The sequence below is a fragment of the Nocardia cyriacigeorgica genome (genome assembly GCF_010858045.1).
Lineage (GTDB): Bacteria > Actinomycetota > Actinomycetes > Mycobacteriales > Mycobacteriaceae > Nocardia > Nocardia cyriacigeorgica_E.
Genome location: NZ_JAAGVC010000002.1, coordinates 109,172 through 122,659, shown reverse-complemented (window position 1 = coordinate 122,659; position 13,488 = coordinate 109,172). Strand labels below are relative to the sequence as shown.

11 protein-coding genes are annotated in these 13,488 nt (G+C 68.7%); 7 read left to right on the top strand and 4 right to left on the bottom strand.

Annotated elements, in window-relative coordinates; all coding sequences use genetic code 11:
* Window positions 1-191 precede the first annotated feature (191 nt).
* Entirely contained in the window at window positions 192-1,085 is an 894-nt protein-coding gene (locus GV790_RS02815; RefSeq protein ID WP_163810145.1) for a 1,4-dihydroxy-2-naphthoyl-CoA synthase, read from the bottom strand.
* Between the two features lie 115 nt (window positions 1,086-1,200).
* On the opposite strand from GV790_RS02815, the gene GV790_RS02810 reads away from it, so the two are divergent.
* Both GV790_RS02810 and GV790_RS02805 read left to right on the top strand, forming a co-directional pair.
* Window positions 1,201-1,857, top strand: a complete 657-nt coding sequence (locus GV790_RS02810; RefSeq protein WP_163810143.1) for a PaaI family thioesterase — start codon at window positions 1,201-1,203, stop codon at window positions 1,855-1,857.
* Between the two features lie 76 nt (window positions 1,858-1,933).
* Window positions 1,934-2,380: a DUF6918 family protein gene (locus tag GV790_RS02805; protein WP_036540534.1), complete on the top strand. Its 447-nt coding sequence runs from the start codon at window positions 1,934-1,936 to the stop codon at window positions 2,378-2,380.
* 107 nt (window positions 2,381-2,487) lie between these two features.
* On the opposite strand, the gene GV790_RS02800 is transcribed toward GV790_RS02805, so the two are convergent.
* Entirely contained in the window at window positions 2,488-3,318 is an 831-nt protein-coding gene (locus tag GV790_RS02800; protein ID WP_163810141.1) for a siderophore-interacting protein, read from the bottom strand.
* A gap of 86 nt (window positions 3,319-3,404) precedes the next feature.
* Here GV790_RS02800 and menD point away from each other — a divergent pair, with 86 nt between their 5' ends.
* On the top strand, window positions 3,405-5,036 hold the full coding sequence (gene menD, locus GV790_RS02795) for a 2-succinyl-5-enolpyruvyl-6-hydroxy-3-cyclohexene-1-carboxylic-acid synthase (protein WP_163810139.1): 1,632 nt from the start codon (window positions 3,405-3,407) through the stop codon (window positions 5,034-5,036).
* Window positions 5,037-5,087: 51 nt separating this feature from the next.
* Here the strand turns inward: menD and GV790_RS02790 are convergent, their stop codons facing one another.
* Complete coding sequence (locus tag GV790_RS02790; protein WP_051016825.1) at window positions 5,088-5,309, bottom strand: hypothetical protein; 222 nt, start codon at window positions 5,307-5,309, stop codon at window positions 5,088-5,090.
* Between the two features lie 189 nt (window positions 5,310-5,498).
* Between GV790_RS02790 and GV790_RS02785 the strand changes: the two genes are divergently transcribed.
* From GV790_RS02785 to GV790_RS02770, 4 genes are all read left to right on the top strand, one after another.
* Window positions 5,499-6,092, top strand: coding sequence for a TIGR03086 family metal-binding protein (locus GV790_RS02785; RefSeq protein ID WP_163810136.1), 594 nt, complete (start codon window positions 5,499-5,501; stop codon window positions 6,090-6,092).
* A 256-nt stretch (window positions 6,093-6,348) separates the two neighbouring features.
* Complete coding sequence (locus tag GV790_RS02780) at window positions 6,349-7,029, top strand: GAP family protein (protein ID WP_163810134.1); 681 nt, start codon at window positions 6,349-6,351, stop codon at window positions 7,027-7,029.
* A gap of 71 nt (window positions 7,030-7,100) precedes the next feature.
* Window positions 7,101-7,805 carry a demethylmenaquinone methyltransferase gene (locus tag GV790_RS02775; protein WP_163810132.1) on the top strand — a complete coding sequence of 235 codons (705 nt, stop codon included), beginning with the start codon at window positions 7,101-7,103 and terminating at the stop codon, window positions 7,803-7,805.
* Window positions 7,806-7,928: 123 nt separating this feature from the next.
* Window positions 7,929-12,107: a molybdopterin-dependent oxidoreductase gene (locus GV790_RS02770; protein ID WP_375139363.1), complete on the top strand. Its 4,179-nt coding sequence runs from the start codon at window positions 7,929-7,931 to the stop codon at window positions 12,105-12,107.
* A gap of 319 nt (window positions 12,108-12,426) precedes the next feature.
* On the opposite strand, the gene GV790_RS02765 is transcribed toward GV790_RS02770, so the two are convergent.
* Window positions 12,427-13,461 carry an aldo/keto reductase gene (locus GV790_RS02765; protein WP_163810127.1) on the bottom strand — a complete coding sequence of 345 codons (1,035 nt, stop codon included), beginning with the start codon at window positions 13,459-13,461 and terminating at the stop codon, window positions 12,427-12,429.
* Between the last annotated feature and the right edge of the window lie 27 nt (window positions 13,462-13,488).

The window sequence follows — 13,488 nt, the reverse complement described above, 5'->3', positions numbered from 1 at the left end:
ACCGCGTTTCCGCTGTCGCTGCGCACGCCGCGGGCAAGCAGCGGCAGCGGAGAACGCGAGCCGGGCCGCGAACGGGGCTCCTCGAGGTCGCCCCACCGTTGTTCGGCTGGTGTCGGTTAGGTGGTGGTGTCTTCGGTCTACATTGTGGTCCGGGTCGAGTCGCTCCGGGTGGATCCCGCGTGTCGAACCGGTCAGAAGTACCAGGGGTAGGGGCTCCAGTCGGGTGCGCGCTTCTCCAGGAAGGCGTCGCGGCCCTCGACGGCCTCATCGGTCATGTACGCCATCCGGGTCGCCTCACCGGCGAACAGCTGCTGGCCTACCAGGCCGTCGTCGGCCAGGTTGAACGCGTATTTGAGCATGCGCTGGGCCTGCGGGGATTTGCCGTTGATGTCGGCGGTCCACTCCAGCGCGACGTCCTCGAGTTCGGCATGGTCGACGACCTTGTTCACCGCACCCATCTGGTGCATTTCCTCGGCGGTGTAGGGCCTGCCGAGGAAGAAGATCTCGCGGGCGAACTTCTGCCCGACCATCTTCGCCAGGTAGGCGCTGCCGTAGCCGCCGTCGAAGCTGCCCACATCGGCGTCGGTCTGCTTGAACCGGGCGTGTTCGCGGCTGGCCAGGGTGAGATCGCAGACCACGTGCAGGCTGTGCCCGCCACCGGCGGCCCAGCCGTTGACCAGCGCGATCACCACTTTGGGCATGAACCGGATGAGCCGCTGCACCTCGAGGATGTGCAGCCGGCCCGCCCTGGCCTGATCCACCGTGTCGGCGGTCTCGCCGCTGGCGTACTGGTAACCGCTGCGTCCGCGGATGCGCTGATCGCCGCCGGAGCAGAAGGCCCAGCCGCCGTCCTTTGGGCTCGGTCCGTTGCCGGTGAGCAGCACCGCTCCGACGTCGGAGGTCATCCGCGCGTGGTCGAGCACGCGGTAGAGCTCATCGACGGTATGCGGGCGGAAGGCGTTGCGGACCTCGGGCCGATCGAAGGCGACCCGGACGGTGCCCTGCTCGATATGCCGGTGGTAGGTGATGTCGGTCAGGTTCTCGAACCCGGGTACGGGCCGCCACAGCGTCGGATTGAACGTCACGTCAGTGATTATGGCCCCGCGGGTGGGCGGTTCCGGCGCAGGTGTGAGCCGCTCGACTCCCGGTCGGCGGGAGGCATCGACTTGACGGTGTAAAAAATCGCGTTAGCGTGCAGGTATGAGTGAGCGAGTAGAACCCGTTATCGACGACAGCATGGTCGATGAGTCTCGGTACGAGCGGCACGGTGGGTTTCCCAAGATCACCCCGGCGCGCGTTGGGCCGGATTTCGGGCCGTTCGTCGAAGCCATGCGCACGTTGCAGGATCTGACCGTCTCCATCGACGCGCCCGACGACGTGCTCGCCGACGCCCTCGCCAAGGCCAACCGCTTGATCGAACTGCTCGAGCCCTATCGCGCACCCGAATTGCAGGGCCCGGCCGGCCGCGCGGTCGAACTCCCCGGCCGTGGCAGTCTGCTGCTGCTCCCGTGGCGCACCGTGGAGGCCGGGCCGGACGGCATCGTGATGAAGGGCGTGTTCCGCCGCTTCCATCTCGGCGGCAATTCCGCCGCGCACGGCGGGGTGCTGCCGCTGCTGTTCGACGACCTGCTCGGCATGATCGTGCACTACGCGGGCCGCCCGATCAGCCGCACCGCCTACCTGCATGTCAACTACCGCAAGGTGACTCCGCTGGAGACCCCGCTGACGGTGCGCGGGCGAGTCGAACGAATCGAAGGTCGCAAAACTTTCATCAGCGCCGAATTGGTCGATGAGCAGGGCACAGTGCTCGCCGATTGTGAAGGGCTGATGGTGCAGTTGCTGCCGTGGCAGCCATAGCCCACGCAAGCCCGAAAGCGATGCGTATAGTTGCGGCTGCTCGTCCATCGAAATAACGATCCGGAGGACCCTGAAAGTGGTTGCAGCACTGTCTGAATCCCTGCTCGACGAGGCCAAGCGCCCGGCCTTCCTCGCTGACGCCGTCCAGGTGCTCGATGCCGAGGTCTCGGACAAGGGTGGTGCGTCCGGCCTGGCTGTGAAGGGTGGATACGCGGCGGTCAAGAAGATCAGCCCGTCCATCGTGCCCGACGCGCTGGAGTCGCTGGCGCCCAAGCTGCTCGCGCAGCTGGAGCCCTACTGGCAGGAGTACACCGCTGCCGGTTCGGGTAGCTTCGCCGACCTGCTCGTGGCCAAGTCGGACGAGGTCGCCGAGGCGTTGCTCGCCGTGACCGACGAGCGGGCCGAAGCCTCCACCCGGCCCGCCATCAAGAAGGTCTACAACTCGATGCGTTCCTCGGCCAAGAAGAACGTCATCGAGGCGCTGCCGCGCGTCGGCGATCTGGTGCAGCGGCACGCGGGCTGACGTCCCCTGGCGGTACCGCTGCGGATCCTCGCGGCGGTACCGCTTTCGTATGGGCCCCGGCTGTCCGGCCGGGGCGCCCGGCGAATTTCGCGGCCCGGCGGCGTGATTCAGCTCGGCGCGGCCTTGCCGAAGCGCCAATAGCCGGTGAAGGTGACGTCCGCCTTGGGGATTGCGCGTTCGTTCACCAGATGCCGCCGCACCCCCGAAGCCAGCGCCTGCTCCCCGGCGATGAATCCGTACACGCCGGTGCCGGGCAGTTCGGCGGTGCGGACCGTGGCCGCCGCCAATTCGCCGATCTTGGCCGATGCGTCGGTGCGTGGCAGCCAATGCACCTGGACGCCTTCGGGTTCGCCGAGGTCCTGGACGTCATCGGTATGGGGGATCTCGATATAGGCCGCGCCGCGCAGGTCGCGCGGGGCCGACCGCAGGATGCCGGCGAGCGCGGGCAGCGCGCTCTCATCGCCCACCAGCAGCGACCAATTCGTATGCTCCGGCGCCTGATACATCACGCCTTCGTCGAACAGGCCGACCATGGTGCCCGCGCTGACATTGTTCGCCCAGGCAGAGGCCGGGCTGTCGTCGCCGTGTGAGACGAAATCGATGTCGATCTCGGCATGTTCGCCGAACCGGCCATCGCCCGCGGGACGGAAATCGCGCACGGTGTAGTTGCGCACCAGCGGCCGCGTCTCCTTGCTCATCATCAGGTACTGCGCGTACCAGAGGTTGTTGGCCGCGGTGGGCAGCCTCAGCTCGCTCTGCTGCGGGCGGCGCAGGAACAGCCGGAACCACTGGTCGTAGCCCATCGGCGTGAAGTCGGCGAGATCCGCCCCGCCGACGGTGACGCGGACGAAATGCGGGCTGATCCGCTTGCTCGCGACCACCTCGGCGGTGCAGATCCGCCGGTCTTCCGGCTTGACGTACTTGGTGCGCTTGGCCATATCACTTAGGTTAGCAAACCCTAAGAAACGCGGGCTGTGAGCAGGCTGACGCGTCGGGACGGCGCACCGTCTGAGAGTCTGGAGAGGTGAACCCGTCAACAGCACAGGCCCAGGTCGTCGTCGACGAGCTGGCGCGCGGGGGCGTGCGAGATGTCGTGCTGTGCCCCGGCTCGCGCAATGCGCCGCTGGCCTTCGCGTTGCAGGCCGCCGACGCCGCCGGACGGCTGCGGCTGCACATGCGCATCGACGAACGCACCGCCGGGTTTCTCGCCATCGGTCTCGCCATCGCCTCCGGCTGCCCGGTGCCCGTCGTGATGACCTCCGGCACCGCCGTGGCCAACCTCGGGCCTGCCGTGCTGGAGGCCAACTACGCGCGGGTTCCGCTCATCGTGCTCAGCGCCAACCGGCCCTACGAGATGCTCGGCACCGGCGCCAACCAGACCATCGAGCAGCTCGGCCTGTTCGGCAGCCAGGTGCGCGCCACCATCAGCCTCGGCCTGGCCGAAACCGACGACGCCGGCGGCTACGACCAGCACAACAGTGTGTGGCGCTCGGCGGTCTGCCGGGTGCTCGCCGCCGCGCGCGGCACCCGTTCCGGCAATGCCGGGCCGGTGCATTTCGACATCCCGCTGCGCGAACCGCTGGTCCCCGACCTCGCGCCCGGCGAGGCGTTGCCGCAGGGCCGCGCCGACGGCAGCGCCTGGACCGCGACCCGCTACGCGACCCTCGATGTGCCGCTCGATATCGACCTGACCCCCGATACCGTTGTCATCTCCGGCCATGGCGCCGGCCTGCGCCCGGAACTGTCGCAGCTGCCGACCGTCGCCGAGCCGACCGCCCCGATGCACGGTCCGGCTCTGCATCCGCTGGCGCTGCCGTTGCTGAAGCCGAAGCAGGCGATCATCACCGGGCGGCCGACGCTGCATCGTCAGGTGTCGAAGGTGCTGGCCGATCCCGAGGTAACGGTCTACGCGCTGACGACCGGCCCGCGCTGGCCCGATGTCTCCGGCAATGTGGTCGGCACCGGGACCCGCGCCGTCACCACCGGGCAGCCGCGTCCGGAATGGCTGGCGCACTGCCGCGATCTGAACGCCAAGGCCGGTCAGGTCGTGCGCGAGGAACTGGCCGGGCATCCCAAGCCGACCGGTCTGCACGTGGCCGCGGTGGTGATGGACGCGCTGCGCGAGGGCGATCAGCTGCTGCTCGGCGCCTCCAACCCGGTGCGTGACGCCGCGTTGGTGTCGGCGCCCCGCCCCGGCGTGCGGGTGCTGTCCAACCGGGGTGTGGCGGGCATCGACGGCACCGTCTCCACCGCCGTCGGCGCGGCGCTGCACCACGCTGGCCGCACCATCGCGCTGATCGGTGACCTCACCTTCTTGCACGACGCGTCCGGGCTGCTGATCGGGCGGGGCGAGCCACGGCCCACCGACCTGACCATCGTGGTCGCCAACGACGACGGCGGCGGCATCTTCGAACTGCTCGAACAGGGCGACCCGCAGTACGCGGGCGTGTTCGAGCGAGTGTTCGGCACCCCGCACGGCATGGATCTGGCCGCCCTGTGCGCGGCCTACCGCATTCCGCACCAGCAGGTCACACCGGAAAAGCTGGCCGTGGAGCTGGCCGGGAACGCGCACGGTATCCGGGTGCTGGAAGTGGTGACCGAACGGTCGAGCCTGCGCGAACTGCACGCCACCGTGCGGGCGAAGATCCAGGGCTAGCACGCGGGCGCCGCCGCCCGAACGCTCGGGCGACGGCGTGCACGGGCCCGGTCAGGCGGGCGCTTCGGTCTCCTCGTCTTCGTATTCGTCGTCCATCGGCACCGGAATCGACTGCTCCACCACGTCGGCCGGGTTGGCTTCCCAGTTGTCCCTGGTGCGGAGCTCGGCGGTGTCGAGGCCGGTGTCCTCGTCCTCTGGCGCGATCTCGACCGACTGTTCCGCCAGGTCGGCGGGGTCGGCGGCCGGGACCGGGTCGGGGGTGTTCGGGGTCATCGTGGGCTCCTCTCCGCGTAAGCCCCGCGCGGTGCCGCGACGGGGCGGACAACAGTCCAACGCTGTCGAGCATGCTCCGGTCGGCCCGATCCGGCAACCATCGGCGGGTTGTTTCGCGGCGGCGATGAATTCCGGCGGGTGGACTCGTCTCAACGAGTGGACGCCCACCCGCTCGCTCCAGGAGACACGATGACACCGGAGTTCGATTTCGCCCCCGCCGCCACCACCCTCGCTTCCGTCGTCGCCGACATCACCGACGAACAGCTCGACGCACCCACCCCGTGCGCCGACACCACGGTGCGCGATCTGCTCGCGCATGTGGTCGATCTGACCGAAGCGTTCCGGCAGGCCGCCACCAAGGAGGCCGTCGGCGGATCGGTCGCGCCGACGACCGGGCCGGAGAATCCGCTGGTACCGGATTGGCGCACCCGGATTCCGCGTCAGCTGGACGCGCTGGTCGCCGCGTGGCGGGTGGATTCGGCGTGGGACGGTGACACCGAAGCGGGCGGGGTGAGCATGCCCGCCGCGATCATGGCCCGGGTGGCATTGGACGAACTGGTGATCCACGCCTGGGATCTGGCCCGCGCCACCGGCCGGGAGGTCTCGGTCGCCGACGCGGATCTCGATGTGCTGCTGGAGTTCTTGGCCGACACACCGGCGGAGGGGACCCCGGGCTTGTTCGGTCCGGTGGTTCCGGTTTCGGACGATGCACCGAAGGTCGACCGCTTGCTCGCGCTCACCGGGCGCGCGGCGGACTGGACGGCGGCCGGGTCGCCCGTCTGATTCGGCGCACCTCGGCGGGTGCTGCGGGGCAGAGTTCGCCGGTCTGATGTCGGTCGCCGGGGCTTCATGTGCCGTCGCGCGGACAATGTGCCGGTCTTCGCAAGGTGACCCGCGCGTAGGCGGGGATGATCCGAGTAGCGTCGGCATGACCTGGCCGACGTACCGGACCGGCCGCTGTATCGCACAGACCGCGACGTGTACCGGTGCTCGTCGGGCCGGAAGTGGCGATCCATTCGGCTAGTAAGCTGGCCGGGACATGCTGGCCCTACTTCTCGCACTCGCCGGGTTCGCATTCATCGATTCCCTTGACCTGCTGCTCGTCGGCGTCACCACGGCCATCGTGTTCGACAGCAAGCTTGGCCGCAGGTCGCCGGTTCCGGGTGGATTGAGTTTCATCGCGGGCGTTTTCGCGGTCACCACCACGTTCGGGCTGCTGGCCGTGCTCGGCATCAATTTCCTGACCGGCCTGTTCGACTTCCGGCTGACGCCGACCGTGCGGGCCTGGGGTGAGCTGGTGATCGGCCTCGCGCTCATCGCCGTCGCCTGCCTGCCCGCGGGTGCTCGCGCGCAGCCGCCCGCCTGGGCGACGGCGTTCCGGCGCAAACCGTGGCTGCTCGGCATCGTCGGCGTCGCCATCGGCCTCGCGCAGGCGCCGACCGCCATCCCGTATCTGGCCGGGCTGGCGATGATCTCGGCCCGCGATCCGCTGCCGGCTCTGTGGCCGGTGATCGTGGTGGCCTACTGCGCGCTCGCGCTGCTGCCGCCGCTGCTCGTGCTGGTGTTGGCGACCCGCCGCTCGCCGGGCGCGCAGCGGTTCTATCGGACAGTGGTTCGGGTGCTGACGAAATACGGCCCGATCTCGGTCCGCGTCATCTTCGTCCTGCTCGGCCTTGCCCTGCTGGTCGATGCCGGTGTGCACTACCGGCATCTGTGGTGAGCCGCAGGGGTAATCGAGGCAACACCGGTGCGCGCATCGATCCGCGAGTGCGGGCGGTTAATGTCGGTGGCGTGGCGAAAACACACTCGGTCCGGGCCTCGCTGGACAAGCAGCCCCATGAGGTCGCGGCGATGTTCGACGAGGTCGCGCAGCGGTACGACTCCACCAATATCCTCATCTCCGGTGGTCAGGACTGGTACTGGCGACGCGAGACGCGCAGGGCGATCGCGCCGCGGCCCGGCGAGCGGGTGCTCGACCTCGCCGCGGGCACCGGGGTGTCCACCGCGGAGTTCGCCAAGTCCGGTGCCTGGTGTGTGGCGGCCGACTTCTCCCAGGGCATGCTGAAGGCGGGCCGGTTCCGCAATGTGCCCATGGTCGCGGGCGATGCGATGGCGCTGCCGTTCGCCGACAATTCCTTCGATGCCGTCACCATCTCCTATGGCCTGCGCAATGTGGCCGATCCGGATCTGGCGCTGCGGGAAATGCTGCGGGTGACCAAACCCGGCGGACGACTCGTGGTGTGCGAGTTCTCCACGCCGACGGTGCCCGGCTTCCGTTCGGTCTACTGGCTGTACCTGACCAAGATCATGCCGATGATCGCCAAGGCTGCCAGCAGCAACCCCGAGGCCTACGCCTACCTCTCCGAGTCCATTCCGGACTGGTCGAATCAGCGTCAGCTCGCGCTGCGGATCGCCGACGCGGGCTGGTCGGGGGTGAAATGGCGCAACCTGAGCTTGGGCGCCGTCGCGCTGCACCGGGCCTACAAGCTGGGGTGATATACCTCGCACCCCGGTGAACGCGCAGCTCACAGCGGTGCATACGCCTCGGTGAGCGGAAACGTCATCTGCCGATAACATCGGGCAAACCAGCTGAAACCGAGCGCCGCAATGATCGGTGGCATGTCCGATGCGGCGACCGACCGGCAGCCGGGCACGACCAGGACGGCGTGCTCGTACTGCGGTGTGGGCTGCGGCATCACCGTCGACACCGCCCGCGACGCGACCGGCGCCACCGTCATCGCCAAGGTCAGCGGCGACAAACTGCATCCGTCGAACGCGGGCAGGCTGTGCACCAAGGGCGCCACCCACGCCGAGCTCATGCGCACCGACGGCCGCATGCGCACCGCCTACCGCCGCGACGGCCGTGACGAGGCGCCGACGCCGATCGACGTCGACGCCGCCGTCACCGAGGCCGCCAACCGGCTGCGCGCCATCCTCGACGAACACGGCCCCGACGCCATCGCCCTGTATGTCTCCGGGCAGATGTCGCTGGAAGCGCAGTATCTCGCCACAAAACTCGCCAAGGGATATCTGCGCACGGTGCATATCGAGGCCAACTCCCGGCTGTGCATGGCCAGTGCGGGCACCGGATACAAACAATCGCTCGGCGCGGACGGGCCGCCCGGCTCCTACGACGACATCGATCACGCCGACCTGCTCTTCGTCATCGGCGCGAACATGGCCGATTGCCATCCCATCCTGTTCCTGCGGATGGCCGACCGGTTGAAGGCGGGCGCCAAGCTGATCGTGGTGGATCCGCGGCGCACCGATACCGCCGCCCGCGCCGATCTGTTCTTGCAGATCGCGCCCGGCACCGATCTGGCCCTGCTGAACGGCTTGCTGCACCTGCTGGTCGAGGCGGGCGATATCGACGCCGAATTCATCGCCGAGCACACCGAGGGCTGGGCGGCGATGCCGGAATTCCTCGCCGACTACACCCCCGACCGGGTTGCCGAGATCACCGGCCTTGCCGTCGAGGATCTGCGCACCGCGGCCCGCTGGATCGGCGAAGCCGGCGAGTGGATGAGCCTGTGGACGATGGGCCTCAACCAGTCCACGCACGGCACCTGGAACACCAACGCCCTGATCAACCTGCATCTGGCCACCGGAGCGATCTGCCGTCCGGGCAGCGGGCCGTTCTCGCTGACCGGCCAGCCCAACGCCATGGGCGGGCGGGAAATGGGATATATGGGTCCCGGGCTGCCCGGCCAGCGCAGCGTGCTCGACCCCGCCGACCGCACCTTCGTGGAGACGGTGTGGGGCCTGGAACCCGGCACCATACGCGCGGAATCCGGGCCCGGGACCATCGACATGTTCCGCGGACTGTCCGCGGGCACCATCAAGGCGGCCTGGATCATCTGCACCAATCCGGTGGCGACGGTGGCCAATCGGAAGGCCGTCATCGCGGGCCTGGAAGCGGCCGAGCTGGTGATCGCCCAGGATGCCTACCTCGACACCGCCACCAACGCCTACGCCGATCTGCTGCTGCCCGCAACGCTGTGGGCGGAGGCCGACGCGGTGATGGTGAACTCCGAACGCAACGTCACGCTGTTGCAGAGCTCGGTGCAGCCGGCGGGCGATGCGCGCCCGGATTGGCAGCTGATCGCCCAGATGGCGACCGCCATGGGTTTCGACGGCTTCGATTTCGCTTCCAGCGCGGAGGTTTTCGACGAGATTCGGCAGTTCGCGAACCCGGCGACCGGCTACGACCTGCGCGGGATGAGCTATGAGCGGTTGCGGGAAGGGCCCATGCAGTGGCCGTGCCCCGAACCCGAGCGGCGTCGCAATCCGATCCGCTACGTCAACGATGGCGTGAGCCAAACGGAGTTCGTCGACGCCGGCGGGCATCGCCCGCGGCTGGCGTTCCCCACCGCGAGCCGTCGCGCGGTGTTCTGGCCGCGCCCGCATCTGCTGCCCGAGGAGATGCCCGATGACGACTACCCGTTCCTGCTCAATACCGGCCGCCTGCAACATCAGTGGCATTCGATGACCAAGACCGGCCGCATCGACAAGCTCAACAAACTCAACGGCGAACCGTTCGTCGAAATCCACCCCGACGACGCCCGCGCCCTCGAGCTGGCCCCCGGCGATCAAGTCGAGATCACCTCGCGCCGCGGCCGGGCCGTGCTGCCCGCCCGGATCAGCGACCGGGTGCGCCAGGGCGATTGCTTCGCGCCCTTCCACTGGAATGACGAACAGGGGGAGTACCTGACCATCAACGCCGTCACCAACGATGCCGTGGACGCGGATTCGCTGCAACCGGAGTTCAAGGCCTGCGCGGTCGCGTTGCGACGCGTTGCTCCGGTGGCTCGTCCGGTCCAACAGACGCCTATCGCGCAACCGCAGACCGGAACCCATCCGCTGGCGGCGATGCTCGGCCTGGACGCGACCGCCACGCCGACGCTGAGCGAGACCGAGCGGATCTACCTCGGCGGCTATCTGGCCGCGCTGCACTCGCTGCCGGTCACCGGCCAGCCGGTGCTGCCCGCATCGGCGCCGTTGTCGCCACAGAGCAGGCTGTGGGTGGACGGACTGCTGGCGGGTATGTATTCCCGTGGGGGAGCCGATATCACGGCCGTCTCCGAGTCCGCCGACGAACAGCGCGTAGTGACCGTGCTGTGGGCATCGCAGACCGGCAATGCCGAGGAGTTCGCCGCGACGGCCGCGCAACGCCTCACCGAATCCGGGCTCAGTCCACGGCTGCTCGAGATGGATTCCTGTGAACTCGGCGCTCTCACCGGTGACGTGCTGGTGATCAGCAGCACCTTCGGCGATGGCGGCCCGCCCGATAACGGCAGCGACTTCTGGCAGCGGCTCGACGACAGCGCCACCCGGTTCACCGGCACGCGCTACGCCGTCTTCGCACTGGGCGATTCCTCCTACGATGATTTCTGCGGGCACGGCCGCACACTGGATGAGAAGTTCGCCGAACGCGGTGCGACCAGGCTGCTTCCGCGCGTCGACTGCGAACCCGATTTCGCCGAACCCGGACAGGCCTGGCTGGACGAGGTCATCGCGGTGCTCACCGGAAGCGGCGGCCAGGTTTCCGGGCCTGCCCCCGATTCGATCGGTTTCCCGCCGCCCGGCGGGTCCGCCGGCACCGCCACGGCTGTGCTCGACCGCACCATGACGGCGCCCGCCCCGCAGCCGGTGCGTCGTGCCCCGGCGCCGTTCAGCCGCAACGCCCCGCTGCGCGCGCCGCTGGTCCGCAACGAGGTGCTGTCCAGTGCCGATTCCTCGAAGGAGGTGCGCAGGTTCGGATTCGATCTGCGCGGCCTCGACGCGAGCTACGAGGTCGGGGATTCGCTCGGAGTCTGGCCGACCAACTGTCCGTCGCTGGTGCGGGAATGGCTGGACGCGACCGGGCTGGACGGGCAGCGCACCGTCGAGGTGGACGCCACCGAGATGCCGCTGGCCGAGGCGCTGCGCACCCGCTACGACATCACCAAGATCTCCCACGATCTGCTGGAATTCGTCGCCGACCGCAACCCGGATCAGCGCCTGGCCAAGCTGCTGCGCCGGGACAACCGCAACGAGTTGGCCGGCTATCTGTGGGATCGGCAAGCCGTGGATGTGCTGCGCGATTTCCCGGTGCGCGCCGACCTGGTCGAATGGCTGGGCGCGCTGAAAAAGTTGCAGCCACGTCAGTATTCGATTTCGTCGAGCCCGCTGGTGAGCCCGGATCAGGTGGAGCTGACGGTCGGCGTGGTGCGCTACGGCGATCCGGCCGCCGCGGGTTCGGCGGCCCGGCGCGGCGGGGTCTGCTCGACCTTCCTCGCCGACCGCGCCGACACCACCGAGGTGCCGATCTTCCTGCAACGCGCCCCGCATTTCCGTCCGCCGCTGGACCCGAGCGTGCCGATGATCATGGTCGGCCCCGGCACCGGTATCGCGCCGTTCCGCGGCTTCTTGCACGAGCGCCGCGCCCTCGGCGCCACCGGCCGCAACTGGCTGTTCTTCGGCGATCAGCACGCCGCGCAGAACTTCTACTACCGCACCGAACTCGAGGACATGTTCCGGTCCGGGCACCTGTCCCGCCTCGACCTCGCCTTCTCCCGTGACCAGCGGGAACGGATCTACGTGCAGCACCGCATGATCGAGCACGGCGCCGAACTGTGGTCCTGGCTGCGCGACGGTGCCCACCTCTACGTCTGCGGTGACGCCGCCCGCATGGCCAAGGACGTCGACGACACCCTGCTCACGCTCGCCCAGATCCACGGCAAGCTCGACGAAGACGGGGCGCTGGCATTCAAGAAGCAGCTCGTCGCGGAGAAGCGGTACGTGCGCGACGTGTACTGAGCGGCCGAGCAGCACGTGAGCGGGGAACTCGACGTCCACGTGCCGCTCGGTCGACGCGCTGCTTCCGGCGGCGGTGGAGACCTGTGCTGTTCACCGCCCCCCGGTTCACTGAGGTCGTCGGGCCCGCCGGGGACAGTTCGGCCGCCGGCGACGGCCGGCTGCTCAGCGCTGGTGACGCATAGTTCCATCCCGGTGTTGTCAACAACCATCCGCACCACTGCGTTATCGGCGGCCATCTGTTGCCCGCCGCTTCCGTTGCCGCTTTCGCCGTGAATGCCTCGGCGCAGGATTCGCCGGCGATCCGTCGCGGCAACCGATTTCACACCGCCGGCGGGTTGAGCCGGGTGAAGTCGGCCAGCCGGTAGTACGGGTAGTACGGGTACGGCGGGGTGACGGCACTTGCCTTGTCCAGGCGGGCGATCTGGTCGGCCGTGAGCTGCCAGCCGATGGCGCCGAGGTTCTGGCGCAGCTGCTCCTCATTGCGGGCGCCGACGATGACGGTGGATACCGTCGGGCGGGTGAGCAGCCAGTTCAACGCGATCTGCGGGACGGTTTTGCCGGTGTCGGCGGCGATCTCGTCGAGCACATCGACCACGTCGTAGAGCAGTTCGTCGTTCACCGGCGGGCCCGCTTCGGCGGTCTGATGCAACCGGCTGCCTTCCGGAAGTGGTTGCCCGCGCCGGATCTTGCCGGTCAGCCTGCCCCAGCCGAGCGGGCTCCACACCACCGCGCCGACGCCTTCCTCCCGGCCCAGCGGCATCAGCTCCCATTCGTAGTCGCGGCCGACCAGCGAGTAGTAGACCTGGTGCGCGACATAGCGGGTCAGGCCGTGCCGATCGGCGACGGCCAGCGATTTCATCAGCTGCCAGCCGGCGAAGTTCGAGGCGCCGAGGTAACGGATCTTGCCGGCGCGCACCAGATCATCGAGGGCATGCAGCACCTCCTCGATCGGGGTGTTGGCGTCGAAGGCGTGCAGCTGGAACAGGTCGATGTGGTCGACGCCGAGCCGGCGCAGCGAGGCCTCCACGGCGCCGATCAGCCGGGAGCGGCCCGAGCCGGCGTCGAAGGGGCCGGGCCCGGTGGGCAGGCTCGCCTTGGTGGACAGCAGCAGCTGATCGCGTCGTCCCCGGATGGCCGCGCCGAGGACCTCCTCGGAGGCGCCGTCGGAATAGACATCCGCCGTATCGAACATGGTGACGCCCGCCTCCAGGCTGATGTCGACCATCCGCCGCGCCTGCTCGACGTCGGTATCGCCCCACGCGCTGAACAGTTCGCCGCGTCCACCGAAGGTCCCCGCGCCGAAGCTCAATGCGGGAACGAGTAGCCCCGAGGCACCCAACCGCCGGTACTCCATGATGACTCCTAAAGGGTCTATAGTTCC

What these genes read in the sequence shown, in the direction of transcription:
- GV790_RS02785 (WP_163810136.1), top strand. Translation starts at nt 5,499, where the DNA reads ATGACACCGGAGTTCGATTTCGCCCCCGCCGCCACCACCCTCGCTTCC.
- GV790_RS02810 (WP_163810143.1), top strand. Translation starts at nt 1,201, where the DNA reads ATGAGTGAGCGAGTAGAACCCGTTATCGACGACAGCATGGTCGATGAG.
- GV790_RS02770 (WP_375139363.1), top strand. Translation starts at nt 7,929, where the DNA reads ATGTCCGATGCGGCGACCGACCGGCAGCCGGGCACGACCAGGACGGCG.
- GV790_RS02765 (WP_163810127.1), bottom strand. Translation starts at nt 13,461, where the DNA reads ATGGAGTACCGGCGGTTGGGTGCCTCGGGGCTACTCGTTCCCGCATTG.
- GV790_RS02780 (WP_163810134.1), top strand. Translation starts at nt 6,349, where the DNA reads ATGCTGGCCCTACTTCTCGCACTCGCCGGGTTCGCATTCATCGATTCC.
- GV790_RS02790 (WP_051016825.1), bottom strand. Translation starts at nt 5,309, where the DNA reads ATGACCCCGAACACCCCCGACCCGGTCCCGGCCGCCGACCCCGCCGAC.
- GV790_RS02800 (WP_163810141.1), bottom strand. Translation starts at nt 3,318, where the DNA reads ATGGCCAAGCGCACCAAGTACGTCAAGCCGGAAGACCGGCGGATCTGC.